Source organism: Demequina sp. NBRC 110054 (assembly GCF_002090115.1).
Lineage (GTDB): Bacteria > Actinomycetota > Actinomycetes > Actinomycetales > Demequinaceae > Demequina.
Genome location: NZ_BBRK01000004.1, coordinates 967,072 through 986,813, shown reverse-complemented (window position 1 = coordinate 986,813; position 19,742 = coordinate 967,072). Strand labels below are relative to the sequence as shown.

16 protein-coding genes are annotated in these 19,742 nt (G+C 70.0%); 11 read left to right on the top strand and 5 right to left on the bottom strand.

From position 1 onward, the window contains the following. Window positions 1-13 precede the first annotated feature (13 nt). The gene (locus B7K23_RS04535; protein WP_084125194.1) at window positions 14-1,684 is read right to left on the bottom strand and encodes an FHA domain-containing protein; all 1,671 of its coding nucleotides are present in this window, start codon (window positions 1,682-1,684) and stop codon (window positions 14-16) included. Between the two features lie 111 nt (window positions 1,685-1,795). Then, window positions 1,796-4,651, bottom strand: a complete 2,856-nt coding sequence (gene gcvP / locus B7K23_RS04530; protein WP_255376289.1) for an aminomethyl-transferring glycine dehydrogenase — start codon at window positions 4,649-4,651, stop codon at window positions 1,796-1,798. 105 nt (window positions 4,652-4,756) lie between these two features. On the opposite strand from gcvP, the gene B7K23_RS04525 reads away from it, so the two are divergent. Further along, window positions 4,757-7,231 carry a glycogen/starch/alpha-glucan phosphorylase gene (locus tag B7K23_RS04525; protein ID WP_084125193.1) on the top strand — a complete coding sequence of 825 codons (2,475 nt, stop codon included), beginning with the start codon at window positions 4,757-4,759 and terminating at the stop codon, window positions 7,229-7,231. Between the two features lie 123 nt (window positions 7,232-7,354). On the opposite strand, the gene B7K23_RS04520 is transcribed toward B7K23_RS04525, so the two are convergent. The 3 genes from B7K23_RS04520 to B7K23_RS04510 all read right to left on the bottom strand — a co-directional run bounded on the left by B7K23_RS04520 (window position 7,355) and on the right by B7K23_RS04510 (window position 11,353). Next, window positions 7,355-8,956, bottom strand: coding sequence for a methyl-accepting chemotaxis protein (locus tag B7K23_RS04520; protein WP_234996420.1), 1,602 nt, complete (start codon window positions 8,954-8,956; stop codon window positions 7,355-7,357). Window positions 8,957-9,272: 316 nt separating this feature from the next. Beyond that, complete coding sequence (locus tag B7K23_RS04515; protein WP_084125192.1) at window positions 9,273-10,865, bottom strand: methyl-accepting chemotaxis protein; 1,593 nt, start codon at window positions 10,863-10,865, stop codon at window positions 9,273-9,275. Between the two features lie 119 nt (window positions 10,866-10,984). Then, window positions 10,985-11,353, bottom strand: a complete 369-nt coding sequence (locus B7K23_RS04510) for an RNA-binding S4 domain-containing protein (RefSeq protein ID WP_084125191.1) — start codon at window positions 11,351-11,353, stop codon at window positions 10,985-10,987. 116 nt (window positions 11,354-11,469) lie between these two features. On the opposite strand from B7K23_RS04510, the gene B7K23_RS04505 reads away from it, so the two are divergent. From B7K23_RS04505 to B7K23_RS04460, 10 genes are all read left to right on the top strand, one after another. Next, window positions 11,470-12,102 carry a YgjV family protein gene (locus B7K23_RS04505; RefSeq protein ID WP_084125190.1) on the top strand — a complete coding sequence of 211 codons (633 nt, stop codon included), beginning with the start codon at window positions 11,470-11,472 and terminating at the stop codon, window positions 12,100-12,102. Continuing rightward, window positions 12,099-13,184: a low specificity L-threonine aldolase gene (locus B7K23_RS04500; RefSeq protein ID WP_084125189.1), complete on the top strand. Its 1,086-nt coding sequence runs from the start codon at window positions 12,099-12,101 to the stop codon at window positions 13,182-13,184. Before B7K23_RS04505 ends, B7K23_RS04500 begins: the two co-directional genes overlap by 4 nt. Window positions 13,185-13,186: 2 nt before the next feature. Next, on the top strand, window positions 13,187-13,564 hold the full coding sequence (locus tag B7K23_RS04495) for a YchJ family metal-binding protein (protein WP_084125188.1): 378 nt from the start codon (window positions 13,187-13,189) through the stop codon (window positions 13,562-13,564). A 186-nt stretch (window positions 13,565-13,750) separates the two neighbouring features. Further along, the gene (locus B7K23_RS04490) at window positions 13,751-14,503 is read left to right on the top strand and encodes a helix-turn-helix domain-containing protein (RefSeq protein ID WP_084125187.1); all 753 of its coding nucleotides are present in this window, start codon (window positions 13,751-13,753) and stop codon (window positions 14,501-14,503) included. Then, complete coding sequence (locus B7K23_RS04485) at window positions 14,500-14,931, top strand: arsenate reductase ArsC (protein ID WP_255376288.1); 432 nt, start codon at window positions 14,500-14,502, stop codon at window positions 14,929-14,931. Before B7K23_RS04490 ends, B7K23_RS04485 begins: the two co-directional genes overlap by 4 nt. Window positions 14,932-15,131: 200 nt before the next feature. Continuing rightward, entirely contained in the window at window positions 15,132-16,352 is a 1,221-nt protein-coding gene (locus B7K23_RS04480; protein ID WP_084125186.1) for an inorganic phosphate transporter, read from the top strand. Continuing rightward, window positions 16,349-16,585 carry a hypothetical protein gene (locus tag B7K23_RS04475; RefSeq protein ID WP_084125185.1) on the top strand — a complete coding sequence of 79 codons (237 nt, stop codon included), beginning with the start codon at window positions 16,349-16,351 and terminating at the stop codon, window positions 16,583-16,585. The genes B7K23_RS04480 and B7K23_RS04475 overlap by 4 nt, the downstream gene beginning before the upstream one ends. A gap of 142 nt (window positions 16,586-16,727) precedes the next feature. Then, window positions 16,728-18,101, top strand: coding sequence for an amidohydrolase family protein (locus B7K23_RS04470; protein WP_084125184.1), 1,374 nt, complete (start codon window positions 16,728-16,730; stop codon window positions 18,099-18,101). 57 nt (window positions 18,102-18,158) lie between these two features. Beyond that, window positions 18,159-18,653: a heme-degrading domain-containing protein gene (locus tag B7K23_RS04465; RefSeq protein ID WP_084125183.1), complete on the top strand. Its 495-nt coding sequence runs from the start codon at window positions 18,159-18,161 to the stop codon at window positions 18,651-18,653. Between the two features lie 95 nt (window positions 18,654-18,748). Continuing rightward, the gene (locus B7K23_RS04460) at window positions 18,749-19,717 is read left to right on the top strand and encodes a hypothetical protein (RefSeq protein WP_084125182.1); all 969 of its coding nucleotides are present in this window, start codon (window positions 18,749-18,751) and stop codon (window positions 19,715-19,717) included. The last annotated feature ends 25 nt before the right edge of the window (window positions 19,718-19,742 follow it).

The window sequence follows — 19,742 nt, the reverse complement described above, 5'->3', positions numbered from 1 at the left end:
GGCGAGGCCCGGGTTACTCGCCGACGCGGCGCAGCGTCATCTCGAAGTCTCCGAAGAGCACCTTGCCGATGAGCGGCGTCGGCGCGCCCGGCGGCACGACGGTCTCGCGGCCGTGCGAGTCGACGAGCAGCGTGCCGTTCGTCGACTCGAGGTCCTCGACCATCCACACCCCATCGATCCAGACGAGGCGCGCGTGGGTCTTCGACATCGTGCGGGTCGAGTCGGCGACGTCGAGGCGGGCCGAGCCGTCACCCATGGGGGAGCCGCCGATGCGACCCACCACGGACACTGCACTCGACAGCCTGTAGGAGATGCCGTCGCTCGACACGAGCTCCCAGGCCTCGCGCCGGCGCGGGCTGACGCGGGTCTCGTCGTAGTCGTCGTCGCCGGTCGGATCGAGCGGCGCGCCGTCCTCCGCGCCGTCGCCACCGAGGAGCGCCTGGAGCGCCCCGGCGTCGAGCGCGCTCTGCCATGCGGGCGGTGGCGCGGCGCCCTGCGGCTTCTCCGAGAAGTCGGGGAGTCGGGTCGGTCGGTCCGACAGCGTCGGCATGGCCGCCGTGGGAAGCGGCTCGGAGAACGTGTCGGGTGACGTCGCGTACGGGGACACGGGCTGCGTCGGCGCCACGACAGGAGGCTGCGGCTCGGGCGCGTGCGCCGCGGGGGCGAGCGGGGGCTGAGCGGGCGGCTGCACCGGCGGCTGGGCAGGCGGCACGCTCGAGGGTCCCTGCGAGCCCGAGCCTGTGGGCGCCCACATGGAGCGACGGCTCGGATCGAACGGGTTGTTCACGGGTGTCTCCTCCTGGCCCTCACCAGGGTCTGGCTCGAACGGCACGGCGGCGCGCGGAGCGGGAGACGGCTGCGAGGGAGGCTCGGGGGAGGGCCCTCCCGCCGCAACGACGTCCGCCGACTGCGCGTCGGTGTCCTCCTCATCGGCGGATTCCACGCCGGGGTTGAGGATTTCGGGCACACGAACCGGCTCGGGCACTCTCGGATTCGGTTGCGTGGGAGGCGCCTGCGGCGCTGCGGTCACGGCAGCGGTGGGCTCATGGGCCTCCGCCTCGGCCTGACTGGAGGGCTCGGCCGTCGCGCTGGTCGCGTCGTCCCATGTCGATGACGGCTCGTCGCGGACCTCGGGCTGACTCGGCTCCGGTGCGTGCGCGTCCGACCGATCCGTCCCCCGCGCGGGGGCGCCGGCCCTCGCGGAGACGGCCGCTGCGGCAGCAGCCTCGCGCCTGGACGCTGCGGCGGCGAAGAATCCCCACAGCGGAGGGACGAAAGCCGCGAGCGCGACGAGGCCCCGGGGCGCCTGCAGTCGCACGCCGAGCCACCCGGCATGCCCGATCCACAGGATCCATCCGACTGCACAGGCGAGCAGCGCGACCGCGAGCGGGATCACCGTGGCCGATCGCGGCAGCTCGAGCCCGGACGCGAGCGCACCGGCCGCGCCCACCGCAGCGAGAAGGCCGAGGGCCTCGAGGCTGCGGACGATCGCGACGGGGACGGTCGAGGCGTCGGCGACCCGCGCGACCTCGACCCACCGACGCACGGGGATCCACGCGGGGGCGACGGGGCCGCCGAGCTGACGGAACACGCGGCCCAGGGACACGCCCAGCACGAGGTAGCCCAGCGCGTACGCGGCCGCGAGGGCGCCCACGATGGCGATGTAGAGCACGCCCTCATCCATGGGTTGTCCTTCCGCGACCGAACGATGCCGGCTCGGCGCCGCTCAGGCTCCCGACACTAGTCGCGCGGACTCGGACCGGGCTCCTGTGACACACCGCCGAAGAGCCGCGGGCTACTCGTCGGCGTCGTCGAAGAGCTCGAGCGGCGGGCACGCGCAGACCAGGTTGCGGTCGCCGTGCACGTTGTCGATGCGCCGCACGGGCGGCCAGTACTTGTCGACGCGCAGGGCGGGCACCGGGAAGGCCGCCTGCTCGCGCGAGTACGCGCGGTCCCACTCGTCGGCGACGACGGAGGCCGAGGTGTGGGGAGCGTTCCGCAGCGCGGAGTCCTCGACGGCGATCTCGCCGCGTGCGATCGCGCGGATCTCCTCGCGGATGATCTTCATCGCCTCGATGAAGCGGTCGATCTCTCCCAGGTCCTCCGACTCGGTCGGCTCGACCATGAGGGTGCCCGGCACGGGGAACGACATGGTCGGCGCGTGGATGCCGAAGTCGATCAGGCGCTTGGCGATGTCCTCCGCGGTGACGCCGGTCTCCTTGGTGATCGGGCGGACGTCCAGGATGCACTCGTGCGCGACGAGCCCGTTGGGGCCCTTGTAGAGCACGGGGTAGTCCTCGTCGAGGCGCGTCGCGACATAGTTCGCGGCGAGCACCGCGACCTCGGTCGCGCGGCGCAGTCCCGGCCCGCCCATGAGGGCGATGTACGCCCACGAGATCGGGAGGATGCCCGCCGAGCCGAACGGGGCCGCGGAGACGGGGGCGCCCTTGCGGAGCAGCTCCGCGGGTCGGCGCACGGTCTGCTGGAGCTCGGGGAGGAAGGGCACGAGGTGCTCGGCCACGGCCACGGGGCCGACTCCGGGGCCGCCCCCGCCGTGCGGGATGCAGAAGGTCTTGTGCAGGTTGAGGTGCGAGACGTCGCCGCCGAAGTGGCCAGGCTTCGCGAGGCCGACGAGCGCGTTGAGGTTGGCGCCGTCGATGTAGACCTGGCCGCCCGCATCGTGCACCGCGGCGCACACCTCGCCCACGTGCGCCTCATAGACGCCGTGCGTGGACGGATAGGTGAGCATGATGCAGCTGACCGTGTCCCCGTGGGTGGCGAGCTTCGCCTTGAGGTCCCCGAGGTCGATCTCGCCGTCCGCCGCGGTGCCGACGACCACGACGCGCATGCCGGCCAGGACCGCGGAGGCAGCGTTGGTGCCGTGCGCGGAGGCGGGGATGAGGCACACGTCGCGCTGCTCGTCGCCGCGCGAGCGGTGGTAGGCGCGGATCGCGAGCAGGCCTGCGTACTCGCCGCGCGAGCCCGCGTTCGGCTGGACCGAGACGGCCGAGTACCCCGTGATCTCGGCGAGCCAGTCCTCGAGCTGGCCGATCATCTCGCGGTAGCCGCGGGTCTGCTCCGCGGGCGCGAACGGGTGGATCGTCGCGAAGCCCGGCCAGCTGATCGCCGCCATCTCGACCGCCGAGTTGAGCTTCATCGTGCACGAGCCCAGGGGGATCATCGTCCGGTCGAGGCCCAGGTCCCGGTCCCCCAACCGACGCATGTAGCGCATCAGCGAGGTCTCCGAGCGGTGGGTGTTGAAGATCGGGTGCGTGAGGTAGTCGCTCGTCCGGCGCAGCTCGCGCGGGATCGCGACGCGCGGCGGGGTGTAGATCGGGTGGCGCTTGGTCGCGGTGAACGCCTCGACGACCGTGTCGAGGATGTCGAGGCGGGTGACCTCGTCGCACGCGACGGCCACGGTGTCGGCGTCCACGCGACGCAGGTTGATGCCGTCGACGGCCGCGCGGGCGACGACCGAGTCGGCGCCCCCCGGGACCTCGCACAGGATCGTGTCGAAGAAGTGCTCGTGGCGGATGTGGATGCCGGCGGCGTTGAGCGCGTCGGCGGCGGCCACGGCGGTCGAGTGGACCTTCATCGCGATCTCGCGCAGGCCCTCGGGGCCGTGGTAGACCGCGTACATGCTCGCGACGACGGCCAGCAGTGCCTGCGCGGTGCAGATGTTGGAGGTCGCCTTGTCACGTCGGATGTGCTGCTCGCGGGTCTGGAGCGTGAGGCGGTAGGCCGGGTCGCCATCCGCGTCCACCGACACCCCGACCAGGCGACCGGGCAGCTGGCGCTCGAGCCCATAGCGGACCGAGATGAAGGCCGCGTGCGGTCCGCCGAAGTACAGCGGCACCCCGAAGCGCTGGGCCGAGCCGACGGCGATGTCCGCGCCGACCTCGCCCGGCGCCTTGACCATCGCGAGCGACAGCAGGTCGGCGGCGATCGTGACGAGGCCGCCGGCCTCGTGGACGCGGTCGATCACGTGCGCGAGGTCGCGCAGGATTCCGGAGGCACCGGGCTGCTGGATGACCAGGCCCACGAGATCGTCGGGCACCTCCCAGTCCTCGTGGAGCTCCTCGACGCGCAGCGGAAGGCCGATGGCCTCGCATTGGGCCTTCACGACGGCGATGGTCTGGGGCAGGGTCTCGGAGTCAAGGACGACGACGCCGCCCGCCTTGCCCTTGACGGCGCGGCGCATCAGCAGGACGGCCTCGGACACCGCGGTGGCCTCGTCGAGGAGCGACGCGCCCGCGATCGGCAGGGCCGTGAGGTCCGCGATCATCGTCTGGAAGTTCAGCATCGCCTCAAGGCGACCCTGGGAGATCTCCGCCTGATACGGCGTGTAGGCCGTGTACCAGGCCGGATTCTCGAGGATGCCACGCTGGATCACCTTGGGGGTGATCGTGTCGTGATAGCCCTGGCCGATCATCTGGACCGCGGTCCGGTTCATCGTCGCGAGACGACGCAGCGCCTCGAGGACGACGTCCTCGGAGCGCGCCTCAGGCAGCTGGAGGACGTCGTCGAGTCGGATCGACTCGGGCACGGCCGCCTCCACGAGGGTCTCGAGAGACGTGTAGCCGACGGTGTCGAGCATCGTCTCGACAGCATCGTCTGCGGGACCGATATGGCGATCAACGAACGAGGTCACCCGCCCATTGTGTCGCAAAGGCCCTCGCTCCAACAGGATGCGCGCCGGAGGATCCCCGGAGGCACTGGCTGACAGTGGGCGGCAGTACGCGTAGATTTGCGCAGTGTGAGCGAGAACACGCCGCCGATCGCGGTCCCTGAGCACACTGTCGAGAGCTTCACCAGGTCCTACCTGCGAGAGCTCAACTACGGACGAGGCGTCGACCTCGACCGAGCAAGCCCCAATGACAAGTACTGGGCGCTGTCCCGCGCGGTCCGCCATTACCTGACCACCCGATGGCTCGAGACCCTGCGCAACCAGTACCGCGACCAGGCGAAGGTCGTCGCCTACCTGTCCGCCGAGTTCCTGCTCGGCCCGCAGCTCGAGAACGCGCTGCTCGCCTCCGACCTCGAGGACATCGCCCGCGTGTCGCTCGCGAACCTCGGCATCGACATCGACGAGCTCCGCGACGTCGAGGTGGAGCCCGGCCTCGGCAACGGCGGCCTCGGCCGCCTCGCGGCGTGCTTCATCGACTCGCTCGCGACCATGAACGTGCCGTCGATCGGCTACGGCATCCGCTACGAGTACGGCATCTTCAAGCAGACGTTCGTGGACGGCAAGCAGAAGGAGCAGCCCGACCACTGGCTGCGCCTCGGCTCGCCGTGGGAGCTGCCTCACCCCGAGTACTCGGTCGACGTGTCGTTCGGCGGCCAGACCGAGCCCTCCCCCGACGGCCCCGACGGCGCACGCGTGTGGGTCCCCGCCTGGTCCGTCACCGCGGTGCCGTTCAACTACATGGTCCCCGGCTACCGCAACGGCCGCGTGAACACGCTGCGCCTGTGGAGCTCGCGCGCCAAGAACGAGTTCGACCTGGGCGAGTTCAACGCGGGCGACTACGCCGAGGCCGTGCGCGCGCGCACCTTCGCGGAGAACATCTCCAAGGTCCTGTACCCCGAGGACTCGACGCCGCAGGGCAAGGAGCTCCGCCTCCAGCAGCAGTACTTCTTCGTCGCCGCCTCGCTGCGCGACTTCATCGAGCACGTGCTCCCGCCGGACTACGACCTCGTGAACCTGCCTCACCGCATCACGTGGCAGCTCAACGACACGCACCCCGTGATCGCGGTGCCGGAGCTCATGCGGCTGCTCGTCGACGAGCGCGGCTGGGCCTGGGACGATGCCTGGGCGGTCACGCAGAAGGTCTTCGCGTACACGTGCCACACGCTCCTTCCCGAGGCGCTCGAGGTGTGGTCGGTGGACCTGCTCGGCAGGCTCCTGCCGCGCCACCTCGAGATCATCTACCGGATCAACGAGCAGTTCCTCGAGGAGGTCCGCGAGACCTTCCCCGACGACGAGCTGCGCGTGCGCCGCATGTCGATCATCGCCGAGCAGCCCGAGCGTGCGGTCCGCATGGCGCACCTCGCGACGGTCGCGGGCTTCAAGGTCAACGGCGTCGCCGAGCTGCACTCGCAGCTGCTGCGCGACAAGCTGCTCAACGACTTCGCGCAGATGTGGCCGGAGAAGTTCACGAACGTCACCAACGGCGTCACCCCGCGTAGGTTCGTGAAGCTCGCCAACCCCGGGCTCTCGGACCTCATCACCGAGGCGATCGGCGGCTCGTGGGTGACGGACCTGGAGCAGCTGCGCCAGCTAGACGGGCTCGCGAACGACCCCGAGTTCCGGCGTCGGTTCCGCGAGATCAAGGGCGCGAACAAGCATCGTCTGGCCCAGGTCCTCAAGGAGCGCGACGGCATCGAGATCGCGGGCGACGCGATGGTCGACGCGATGGTCAAGCGCCTTCACGAGTACAAGCGCCAGAGCCTCAAGCTGCTTCACATCGTGTCGCTGTACGAGGGCATCAAGTCGGGGCGCACGCCGCTCGAGTCGGTCACTCCGCGCACCTTCATGTTCGGCGCGAAGGCGGCGCCCGGATACGTGCGCGCCAAGGAGACCATCGAGCTCATCAACGCCGTCGGCAGGACGATCAACAACGATCCGTCGCTCGAGGGACGCCTCAAGGTCGTGTTCCCCCCGAACTACAACGTCACGCTCGCGGAGACGCTGATCCCGGCCGCGGACCTCTCCGAGCAGATCTCGCTCGCGGGCAAGGAGGCGTCGGGCACGGGCAACATGAAGTTCGCTCTCAACGGCGCGCTCACGATCGGCACCGACGACGGCGCGAATGTCGAGATTCGTCAGCTGGTGGGGGACGAGAACTTCTTCCTGTTCGGCATGACCGAGCCCGAGGCATCGGCCCTGCAGGCCAAGGGCTACAACCCCGGCGAGTACTACGAGTCCGACCCGGAGCTCAAGGCGGCGCTGAACCTCATCGCGTCGGGCCACTTCACGGACGGTGAGAAGGGCGGCGCTGTCGCCTCGATCTTCTCGTCGCTCACGGAGCGCGACCGGTTCATGGCGCTCGCCGACTTCCGCTCATACATCGACGCGCAGGCGCGGGTCGAGGAGGCCTACGCGGACTACGAGGGCTGGAGCCGCTCGGCGATCCTCAACGTCGCACACAGCGGCTTCTTCAGCTCGGACCGCTCCATCAAGGACTACCTGGACCGCATCTGGGGCGCGAAGCCCATCGACCAGAACGGCTGAGCCACCGGCCCGCCACCGCCTCACGCACGAGGGCCCCGGAGCGATACGCTCCGGGGCCCTCGTCGCGTTCAGGGACGATGCGGCGGTCGCCTCGCGCGCGGCGCCCCGCCTATGGGTCAGGGATCAGTAGGTGAAGTACTCCACGCGCGAGCGCAGGTTGGCGGACAGTTCCGCCAGCTCGTTCACGCTCGCGCCGATCTGGTCCAGCACCTGGGCGGCATCCGCGGAGGCCTGCGCGACCGAGGAGATGTTGCCCGCGATATCGGCGCTGCCGGTCGCGGCCTCAGCCACACCGCGGCTCATCTCGCCCGTGGTCGCGGTCTGCTCCTCGACCGCCGACGCGATCGTCATCTGGAAGTCGTTGATCTGCTTGACGATCTCCGAGATCTCGTTGATCGCCTCGACAGCACCACCGGTGTCCTCCTGGATGGCAGCCACGCGACGCGCCACCTCCTCGGTCGCCTTGGCCGTCTCCTGCGCCAGGTCCTTGACCTCGCCCGCCACGACCGCGAAGCCCTTACCGGCCTCGCCGGCACGCGCAGCCTCGATCGTCGCGTTCAGCGCCAGCAGGTTCGTCTGCTCCGCGATCGTGGTGATCACCTTGATGACATTGCCGATCTCCTGCGAGGAGGCACCCAGCTTGCCGACCTGATCGTTCGCGGACTCCGCCACGGTCGTGGCGTTGGCCGCCACGCGCGCCGCCTCGTTGGCGTTGTGGCTGATCTCCTTGATCGACGCACCCATCTGCTCCGCACCGGAAGCGACGGTCTGCACATTGCGGTTGACCTCATCGGCAGCGTTCGCCACCACACCAGCCTGGGTCGAGGTCTCCTGCGAGCCCGCAGCCACCTGAGCGTTCGCCGCCGACAGCTCCTCCGCCGCAGCCGCGACAGTCTGCGCGGACGAGATGACCTCCGCCATCGTCTCCCGCAACGCCGACTGCGCCTTGCCGAGCGACGACGCCATGTCACCGATCTCATCCTTGGTCTTCACGTCGGCCTCGACCGTGAGGTCGCCCTCACCCATCGCCTCGAGAGAGTGCTGCACCTTCGAGACGCCCTTGGTGATGCGACGCGAGATCCACAGCCCCAGACCGACCGCAAGCACCACGGCGATGCCGGCGATCGAGGCGAGCAGGATCTTCACGCTCTGCGTCTCCGCGGACGAGTGCTCGACCTCGGCCTCGACCTGCGCTGCCACCTGCTCGGTGAGCTTGTCCATGGACTCCACGACCTGGTTGGCGTACGCGGTCAGCTCGGCCACGCTCAGCTGCTCTGCGGTCGAGCCGGTGTCGTAGATCGCGGTGAGCCCGGCGACGTAGCTCTCGTACGCCGCGACATCCTCCTCGGCGTACACAAGCTCCTCGCCGAAGTACTCGAGGTAGAGCGCCGAGAGCTCCTCGATGTTCGCCATGAAAGCGTCGAAGTTCTCCGTCTGGGCCTCCCACTCGGCCGGCAGCTCGCTCTCATCGAGCGTGAGCATCCGCAGACCCTGCATGCGGATCGCGATCAGAGAGTCCTTGGTCTCTGCGATCTTGGCGTCCGACATGTAGATCTTCGTCATGATGTCGACGTCCTTCTCACCCTGCGAGGTGAGCTGGAGGAAGGACAGCGAGGCGACGGCGACGAGCAGCAGCACGACGGTGCCGAACGCCACAGCGATCTGAGCAGACAGAGGGAACCGCTTGTTCAGGCGGCCGCCCTTCGAGACTGAGGTGAATGACATGGTTCCCCCGACCGGGTTCGGTTGTGCGCGGATAAGTTCCTACGCGGTCCCTATCGGAACGGTCGTCGCCGATGTGAGAACCGGGCAGAGATTCATGAATCCAGAACCACTCGGGCGCTAGTGGAGACTAGAACTCACACAAGCGGAGCGATCGCTCCTCGCGAGCGCCTGCGGGGACGGCCGAGCTCCCGACGCGCGCTCCCGTCCAGCCCCGAGAATGCAGGAAGGCCCCGGAGCCATCGCTCCGGGGCCCTCGCCGCCGTGGGCTTGTGCCGCCGCCCACCGGGCTTTCCGGACGCGACGGGCGCGCGCCCGCTCAGTAGGTGAAGTAGTCGACCTTCGCCCGCAGGTTCGCCGACAGCTCGGCGAGCTCGTTCACGCTCGCGCCGATCTGATCGAGCACCTGGGAGGCATCGGCCGAGGCCTGCGCGACCGACGAGATGTTGCCCGCGATGTCCGAGCTGCCCGCGGCAGCCTCTGCCACGCCGCGCGACATCTCGCTGGTGGTCGCGGTCTGCTCCTCGACGGCCGACGCGATCGTCATCTGGAAGTCGTTGATCTGCTTGACGATCTCGGCGATCTCGCCGATCGCCTCGACAGCGCCGCCGGTGTCGTCCTGGATGGCGGCCACGCGACGCGCGACCTCCTCGGTCGCCTTGGCGGTCTCCTGGGCCAGGTCCTTGACCTCGGACGCGACCACCGCGAAGCCCTTGCCGGCCTCGCCGGCACGCGCGGCCTCGATCGTCGCGTTGAGCGCAAGCAGGTTGGTCTGCTCGGCGATGCCGGTGATGACCTTGATGACGTCGCCGATCTCCTGCGAGGAGGCACCCAGCTTGCCGACCTGGTCATTCGCGGACTCCGCGACAGAGGTGGCGTTCGCGGCCACGCGGGCCGCCTCGTTGGCGTTGTGCGAGATCTCCTTGATCGATGCGCCCATCTGCTCGGCGCCGGAGGCCACCGCCTGCACGGATCGATTGACCTCGTCGGCCGCGCTCGCGACCACTCCGGCCTGAGTCGACGTCTCCTGCGAGCCCGCAGCGACCTCAGCATTCGAGGCCGACAGCTCCTCCGCCGCTGCGGCGACGGTCTGCGCGGAGGCGATCACCTCCGCCATGGTCTCGCGCAGCGCAGTCTGTGCCTTCGCGAGGGACGCAGCCATCTCGCCCATCTCGTCGTTGGTCTTCACGTCGGCCTCGACCGTGAGGTCGCCGTCGCCCATCGCGTCGAGCGACAGCTTGACTGCATGGACGCCTCGAGTGATCCGGCGCACGGACCACAGGCCGACGCCGACGCCCACCAGCACACCCGCGACGAGCAGCACCGTGATGATCAGCTGCGTCGTTCCCGCCGCGGCCTCGGCGGCCGACGCCTCAGTCGCGATGTTGTTGCCGACGGCCCAGTCGAGCTCGTTGATGAGCGAGGTCATCGTGACGTCGTAGCCGATGACGGTCGAGTCGGAGGTCGGCTCCTCGCCCTCGGCGGGGACCCACTTGGTCTCGACGGCGTACTTGTAGTCCTCCCACATCGTCTCGATGAAGTCGAGGCCGTAGACGGGCTCGCCGAACGTCGCCTCGTAGTCCGCGGCGAAGAGCGCAAGCTCCTCCTCGAAGGTCGCCTGCGCGGCGAGCAGCTCGGCGACGAGCAGGTCGACCTTGTGGGCCGACGCGCCACCGAGCTGATACTCGGTCGAGCGCGCGTCCCACAGCGCGTCGTCGAGCGCCATGACGGAGTCGTTCATGCGCGCCTGCGAGTCGAGCAGCTCGAAGTTGCTCTGCGTGGTGGCGCGCTGCGTGAGCACCGACACGGTGCCGACGATCGCGAGCACGGCCACGACCGAGCCCACGGCCGTGAAGATCTGCGCGGCGAGCCCGAAGCGCGGGCCTCGGCGAGGGGTTTCTGGGTTGTCCATGGTTCTCCAGTGAGCAAGGGGGACTCGATGACGATCTCGCCGCCCTCATCGTCTGGGGCCCGCACGATGTGAGCGTTGCCCCAGGTAACACACAACTGTCGAGAATTGGGACGTTGGTCCTAGCGTCGGCCTCTGAGGCGATCGAGCTGCCGCCGCTCGCGCTTGGTGGGCTTGCCCGCGCCGCGGTCGCGCACGGCGAACGCCGCGGCATGCTCACGCTTGGGAGGCGGAGGGCTGTGGTCCTCGTAGGCGGCGCGCGCGGGCTCCGCGCCGACGCGCTTGAGGAGCAGCTTCGTCACCAGGACGATGCGGTCGCGGTCGCCTCCCTTGACGATCACCTGGTCGCCCACGCGGACCGGCGTCGCGGGCTTGGCGCGCTCGCCCCTGACCCGGATATGGCCCGCCTTGCACGCATCGGTGGCCTGCGTGCGCGTCTTCGCGAGCCGCACCGCCCACACCCAGACGTCGGCGCGCACTGACTCGGTCATGGAGCGAGGGTACGCCGCCTCCCAAGGCACCCTGGGATCGCATGACGGCCGCGATGCCGCCCCTTTTCGACCCTGGTGCAATTCCAGGACGCGCGAAGTCCTCCTACGCTTGACGCATGGACGTGTTCTACGAGGTCTTCGGCTGGATCGGCTCGATCCTCATCGTGGTGTCGCTCATGCAGGCGCGCATGCTCGTGTTCCGCTGGATGAACCTGGTGGGCTCGCTGGTCGCCACCGCATACAACCTCATCTACGGCATCTGGCCCTACGTCGCGATGAACGTGGCGATCGTCATCATCAACGCCTACTGGCTCAACCGGCTGTACCGCGAGGCCAACGACCCGGATGTCTACCAGGTGCTTCCCACGCCCTCGGACAGCCCGTTCGTCCTCCACCTGCTGAGGACCCACAGCACCGACATCGCACACTTCGCGCCCGACTTCACGCCCGAGCCCGCCGCCGAGGATCGCCGCCACACCTTCCTCGTCGTCCGGGGGGACGAGGCCGTGGGCGTGGTGGCCGTCCGCGAGGCTGGCAACGGCGTCGGCGAGGTCGAGCTCGACTGGGTCAAGCCCCGCTTCCGCGACTTCACCCCCGGCCGCTTCGTCTACCGTGACTCGAGGGCGCTGCCCGACGCGGGATTCCGGCAGGTGCGGCTCACGCCGCATGAGATGACCGACCGCGAGTATCTGCGCAAGGCGGGCTTCCGCACCGAGCGCACCGAATGGGTAAGGGACCTGACTGCATGACGACCGACACCGCGATCCACTTCGCGTCCGACAACTACGCCTCGGTCCATCCCGAGGTGGCCGCGGCCATGCTCGGCGCCGACGGCGGCCACGAGCCCGCGTACGGGGCCGATGCGGCCACAGCGGCGTTCGACGAGGCGATCGTGGAGGCCTTCGGAGCGCGCGCGGTCGGCTTCCCCGTGTTCAACGGCACCGGCGCGAACGTCACCTCCCTCCTGGCCCTGAGCCCCCGCTGGGGCGGCGGCGTGGTCGCGTCCGAGCACGCGCACATCCACAACGACGAGGGCGGCGCCCCCGAGAAGGTCGGCGGGCTCAAGGTCCTCGAGCTGCCGGCGCCCGACGGGCGGCTCATCCCCGCGCAGCTCGACCGCTACGCGGGCGACCTCGGCGACGAGCACCGCGCCCAGCCGCTCGTGCTGTCACTCACGCAGAGCACCGAGGTCGGCACGGTGTACTCGGTCGAGGAGATCACCGCGCTCGTCGACGCGGCCCACTCCCGCGGCATGAAGGTGCACGTCGACGGCGCCCGCATCGCGAACGCGGCCGCGGCGCTCGGCGTGAGCCTCAAGGAGGCCTGCGGCGGTGCGGACGTGCTGTCCTTCGGCGGCACCAAGAACGGCGCGATGCTCGGCGAGGCCGTCGTGGTGCTGAACCCCGAGCTCGCCGACAGCCTCGGCCACGACGTGCCCTACATCCGCAAGCAGACGATGCAGCTCGGCTCCAAGATGCGCTATGTGTCGGCGCAGCTCACCGCGCTGCTCACCTCGACCGACGAGGCCGGCGACCCGCTGTGGCTGCGCAACGCGCGTCACGCCAACGCGATGGCGATGCGCGTGCGCGACGGTCTCGAGGCGCTCGCGCTTCCGGGGCTGAGGTTCACCCAGGCCACGCAGGCCAACGCGGTGTTCGTCGAGATGCCCCGCGCGCTCGCCGCCCAGGTTCGCGAGGACTACCGCTTCTACGACTGGAAGCCAGGCCGCAGCGAGGAGATGGTCGAGGTGCGCCTCATGTGCGCGTGGGACACGACGGCCAAGGACGTCGACGCCTTCTGCGCGACCGTCGCCGCGAGGATCGAGGGCTGACCATGGTCGCTTGTCCGTGCGGGTCCGGAGCGTCGTTCGCCGACTGCTGCCGGCCTTTCGTGCGCGGCGAGCTCGAGCCGCCCACGGCCGAGGCCCTCATGCGCTCCCGGTACACCGCGTACGTGCGGCGCGACGCCGGCTACCTGCATCGCACCTGGCACCCGACCACCGTGCCGTCGACGCTCGACGTCGAGGCGACCGAGTGGCGCGGCCTCCACGTGGTCGGGACAACGCGCGGCGGCGCGGACGACGACGAGGGCACCGTGACCTTCGTGGCGCACCACAGCACGGGCGTCGTCTCCACGGGGACGATGCGGGAGACCAGCCGGTTCGTCCGGGAGGGCGGGCGATGGCTGTACGTGGACGGGGACGTCGACTGACGCATCGTCCCCTCACCCCCTGCACTCCGCACGGATCTGAATTCGACACCCCGGCGACACGCCGACGCGGACCACGACACGCTCGCGTGGCGCGCGGGAATCCGTGCGCAGTGCATGTGCGAGGAGAGCGCGCGAGGGACCGACCGCTGTTGACATCCCCTCGAACGCTCAACCATCATTGAGGCAATGAACGCCTCCTCCGCCCTCGCCGACCGCGCGGCCCGCCACGCGGCGCTCGCCGACCCCATCCGGCTGCGGATCGTCGACCTGCTCACGCTCGGCGACGCCTCGCCCGGCGAGCTGCGCGAGAACCTCGGCATCACCTCGAACCTCATGGCGCACCACCTGCGCCAGCTCGAGAGCGCCGGGATGGTGACGCGCCGGCGGTCGGACGCGGATCGGCGGCGCAGCTACGTCGCGCTCGCCCCGAAGGCGCTCGACGACCTCGCGCCGTGCCCGAGCCTCGCCGCGCGCCGCGTGGTCTTCGTCTGCACCGGCAACTCCGCGCGCTCACAACTCGCCGCCGCACTGTGGAACTCGCGCCCCGGGAGCGACACGTCCGAAGTGCCCGCCGCCTCGGCAGGCACCCATCCCGCCGACCGCATCGCCCCCGGCGCGATCGCGGTCGCCAGGAGGCGCGGGGTCGACCTGCCCGACGGACTCCCCAAGCACGTGGACGACGTGCTCGCGCCCGACGACCTCGTCGTCACCGTGTGCGACGCCGCGCACGAGGAGCTGCCCGGCGTCGACTCGATGCACTGGTCGATCGCCGACCCCGTCACGGACGGATCGGACGGGGCCTTCGACGAGGCCTACGACACCCTCGCCGCGCGCGTCGCGCAGCTGACCGCCGCGCTCAGTGGTCCGAGAGCACCGAGCGCGCCGCGCGGATCGAACCATGCGCCCACCCACCCTCCCCTCGAAGGACGTGCCTCGTGACCGAGAACACCACCGCCACCAAGCCCTCCGCGCTGTTCCTCTGCGTGCACAACGCCGGCCGCTCGCAGATGGCGCTCGGCTTCTTCAAGTACTACGCGGGCGACGACGCGATCGCCTACTCGGGAGGCTCCGGCCCCGCCGAGGCGCTCAACCCCGTCGCCGTCGAGGCGATGGCCGAGAAGGGCATCGACATCTCTAGCGAGCGCCCCAAGCGCTGGACCGACGAGATGGTTCGCGAGGTGGACTCCGTCATCTCGATGGGCTGCGGCGACACGTGCCCGTACTACCCCGGCAAGAAGTACGAGGACTGGGTCCTCGAGGACCCGGCCGGCCAGGGCATCGAGTCCGTGCGCCCGATCCGCGACGAGATCGAGCAGCGCGTGCTCGCCCTGCTGCGCGAGTTCGGCGTGGAGCCCGCCGAAGCCTAGGCCTGACGCCGCGCGCTGGCATCGCGCGACGGTCGGAATCCGGCGCGGGCTCGGCACTGTCGCGATGCCAGGACGTGCCACCGCCCGGCGCGGACACGGGACTTTCGTCCCCCCTCTCTGCCAACACTGAGCAAGCCCTGCGCAAGCCCTGACGCCGCGGCACCTCCCGTGGTCGCCCCGAAGGTGAACGGCGGGTGACAATGGTGCCCGTGAACGATCCGGTGCTCCTCGTCATCGTCGTGGCCACCGCGCTCGCCTTCGACTTCACCAACGGCTTCCACGACACGGGGAACGCTATGGCCACGTCGATCGCGACTCGCGCGCTCAAGCCCAAGCAGGCAGTGCTCCTCTCGGCGTCCCTCAACATGGTCGGCGCGTTCCTGTCGCTGACCGTCGCCGCGACGATCGCCACGGGCATCGTCGACTCGGGGATCATCACGCTCGAGGTGGTGCTCGCGGGCCTCGCGGGTGGAATCGTCTGGAATCTCGCGACCTGGCTGCTCGGCATCCCGTCGAGCTCATCGCATGCGCTCGTGGGCGGCGTCGTGGGCGCCGCGCTCGCCGCGGCGGGCACCCAGGGCGTGCTGTGGGACGGGCTGATCGCGAAGGTCCTGCTGCCCGCGCTCATCGCGCCGGTCGTGGCGATCCTCGTCGCCTCCGTCGGCACCGCGCTGGTCACGCGCCTCACGCGCGACGTGCCCGAGGAGTCCAACGACAAGATGTTCCGGTGGGGACAGATCGGCTCCGCGTCGCTCGTCTCGCTCGCGCACGGCACCAACGACGCCCAGAAGTCGATGGGCATCATCCTGCTGGCGCTCATCGCCGCGGGCGCGGTCCCCTCGGACTCGTCCGTCCCGTTCTGGGTGATCGTCTCCTGCGCCCTCGCCATGGCGCTCGGCACCTACACCGGCGGCTGGCGGGTCATCCGCACGCTCGGCAAGGGCCTCGTCGAGCTCGACTCGCGCCAAGGCATGGCGGCCGAGACCTCCTCCGCGGCCGTCATCCTGCTGTCGAGCCACTTCGGGTACTCGCTGTCCACCACGCACGTCGCGACCGGCTCGATCATGGGCTCGGGAGTGGGCAAGCGGGGCGCATCGGTGCGCTGGGGCGTCGCGGGACGCATGTTCATCGCGTGGCTCGTGACGGTGCCCGCAGCCGGGACCGTCGGGGCGCTGTTCTATGGGATCGACACCCTCATCGGTGGCGACGTGGGCTCGTACGTCGTGTTCGCGCTCCTGCTGTGCGCGGCGTGGTTCTTCTACGCGATGTCGCGCCGCAAGCCGGTCGACCACCGCAACGTCAACCATGACTGGGAGGCGAGCGACGAGGTCGTCGCCGAGGCCATCGAGGAGCACGAGCTCGAGCTGCTCGCGCAGACCGTCCCGGACGTCGAGTCGAGCCGCGAGGAGGAGCGCGCATGAGCCAGTACGTCGAGTGGGACGCGCTCGGTCAGATCCTGCTGTTCGGGCTGCTCGTCGGCGCCGGGCTGCCGACGCTGTTCGCGCTCGGGGTCCGGGCTCTCGCGAGCCCCGGAGCCAGGGACGATGCGGGACGCACCGCCACCTGGAGGGTCGCCTCCGCGGTCGCGTGCTTCGCGGTCGTGATCGCCGCCGTCGTGGGGGCGATCGTCTACATCGGCGCCGGCGGGCACTGACCCGGTTCCGCGTCCTGGAATTGCAGGAGTGCCGGTACCCGGCATGATCTCGGCATTGAGGAGATGCCAGGACGCACGGTCGCGGTGAAACCGACGCGAAACCGCGATGTGGTGGACTGCTCGCTGACGCGAGGAGGTCCCCATGGCCGTGCAGATCCTGACCGCCGACGTGCTCGTCCCCATGGATGCGGCGCGCTCGGTACTCACCGACGCGGGCTTCGCGCACGAGGACGGCACGATCGTCGCAGTCGGCGCCCGGGCTGAGCTCGCCGCCGCCTACCCGCACGCCCCCGCGCGCCACCTGAGCGACCGCATCCTCATGCCCGGGCTCATCAACGCCCACCACCACAGCGGCATGCTGCGCGGCACCGCCGAGCACCTGCCCGTCTGGGAGTGGCTGCGCCTGCACATCGACCCGATGCACCGCGTCCTCACGCCCGAGGACGCCGAGGCGGCGTCGTGGCTCTGCTACGCCGAGGGACTGCTGTCCGGCACCACCACGGTGGTCGACATGTGGCGGTACATGGACGGCGCCGCGCGCGCCGCATCGTCCCTGGGAAATCGCCTGGTGACCGTGAACTATGTGGGCGAGCACCCGGACTACGACTACTTCGACACCCTCGACGACAACCAGCGGATGCTCGAGGAGTGGAGGGGCGGGGCCGGGGGCCGGATCATGCCGTGGGTCGGGCTCGAGCACCCCTTCTACGCGGACGATGCGGGGCAGCGGCGCGCGATCGCGCTGGCCCAGGAGCACGGGGTGGGGCTGTACACCCACTGCTCCGAGTCGGAGCTCGACGTCACGCTGTTCCTCGAGCGGACCGGCAAGCGGCCGATGCACGCGCTCGAGTCGCTCGGGTTCTTCGACGCCCCCAGGACGATGATCGCGCACGCGGTGTGGCTCGACGAGGGGGAGATCTCGCTCATGGCCGACCGGGGCGTGAGCGTCTCGCACAACCCCGTGAGCAACATGAAGCTCGCGAGCGGCTTCGCGCCCGTGGCCGAGCTGCTCGCGACCGGCGTCGACGTCGGGATCGGCACCGACGGCGAGAAGGAGAACAACAACCTCGACATGTTCGAGGAGATGAAGGTCGCCTCGCTCCTGGGCAAGCTGCGGAAGATGGACGCCGCCGCGATGGACTCGTGGCAGGTGCTCGAGATGGCGATGCTCGGCGGGGCGCGCGCGATCGGCCAGGGCGAGCACCTTGGGTCGCTCGAGGTTGGCAAGCAGGCCGACGCGGTCGCCGTCCGCACGGACACCCCGCGCATGACGCCGCTGCTCACGGAGGGCCCCTACCTCAACGTGCACCACAACCTCGTGCACGCGGTGCGCGGCTCGGACGTGACGCTCACCATGGTCGCGGGCACCGTGGTCGTGGACGACGGGGAGCTGACCACCGCCTCGATGCCCGACCTGATCGCGCGAGTGCGAGAGCTCGTGCCCGCCCTGTTCGCACGCCGCACCGCATACCTCGAGGACTCCGGCGAGCAGACGGGGCTCATGTCGCCGCACTAGGCGCGGCCTGTAGGTTCGGAACGTCCGCACCACGCACGCCTGCCAGGAGGACCGACGATGACCTCGACCGACGACCTTGCCGCCGAGCTGGCCGCCCTGCGCGAGCAGGAGTCCGGGCTGTACCTGAGCAGCTTCACGTTCGATGAGGCGTGGGAGCTCGGCCTCGGGCTCGTCGAACGCGCCCTGGAGGAGTCGCTCGCGATCACGATCGACATCCGCAAGGGTGATCAGCAGGTGTTCCACGTGGCGCTCGAGGGCACCACTCCCGACAACGACGACTGGATCGCCCGGAAGATCCGCACGGTGCGCCGATTCCAGACGTCAAGCCTGATCGTAGGCCGCTCGTACGCGGCCAAGGGTCGCGACTTCAACGAGGCCACGCAGCTGCCGTTCACCGAGTACGTGGCGCACGGCGGCTGCGTGCCCATCCAGGTCACGGGCGTCGGGATGGTCGGCACCCTCACCGTCTCGGGACTCGCGCAGGAGGACGACCATGCGCTCGCCGTCGAGGCTCTCGCCCGGTTGAAGGCTGGGCGACCCTCCTCGCCGTAGGGGAACGAACCACCGCGCCCGCCGGTTGTCAGGTGTGAACGCAGGCGGGGCAGCCTGACATCCATATCTCGAACGCGGGGAGGCGTGCGACGACGATGACAGACGCAGCGAGGACTGAGCACAAGGCGCCGACCGCGGCGCTTCCCGAGGACTTCCAGGAGCGCGTGTTCAAGGCGATCGCCGTGCAGCGGCCCGCCGTCACGGCGTACATCAAGGAGGTCCGACGCCGGGATCCCTCCGCCACCCCTGCGCAGGTCATGAAGAGGATCGAGCAGCAGTACGTCGCGACGACGACCATGACATCGGCGGCGATCGGCGCCTCGGCGACCATCCCCGCCGTCGGCATCCCGATGGCGATCGGGCTCGGCGTCACCGACCTGCTGTTCTTCTACGAGACGACCGCGCTGTTCGCGCTGTGCATGGCCGAGCTGCGCGGCGTCGAGATCGACGACCCCGAGCGTGCGAAGGCGCTCGTCCTCGCCGCGCTGCTGGGCGAGAAGCGCAAGAGCAGGGTCACCGAGATCGTGATGTCGGCGCTGCCCGCGAGCGCGACCGTGCGCGGCTCGCGCAAGGCCGTCGGCGTCGCGGCATCGAAGGTGGCGCCCCAGTGGGGCGACCTGCTGTCCCAGCAGCTCCCCGACTCGGCGCTCGTGCCGGTGACCATGGTGCTCGCGAAGAACGCGATCGCCCAGGGTGCAGTGTTGGGCGGCGTGAAGGTGGGTTCGAAGGCCGTGCCGGTGATCGGTGCGGTCGCGGGCGGGGCGACGAGCTACTACTTCGGCAAGAGCGTCGTGAGGTCGTGCCGCGAGGGCTTCTCCGCACCCGTCGAGGAATGGCCGGAGTGGCTCGAGCTGACCGACAGCGACGGCGACGGGGTCCCCGATCCCTCGAAGGCCGTGCTCGCGATGCGGGCGGCAGGCTCCTCGGTCAAGGACCTCGGCGAGGGCGCGTGGTCCACGGTCGTGGATGCGGCCGGAGTCGTGGGAACGGGCGCCTCCAAGGCGGCTTCGGGAGCGAAGCGGCTGGTCGCGCGAAAGCCTCGGTCGGCGGACCACGTGGCCTGAGCGGCATAGGCCGAGCGACAAGGCT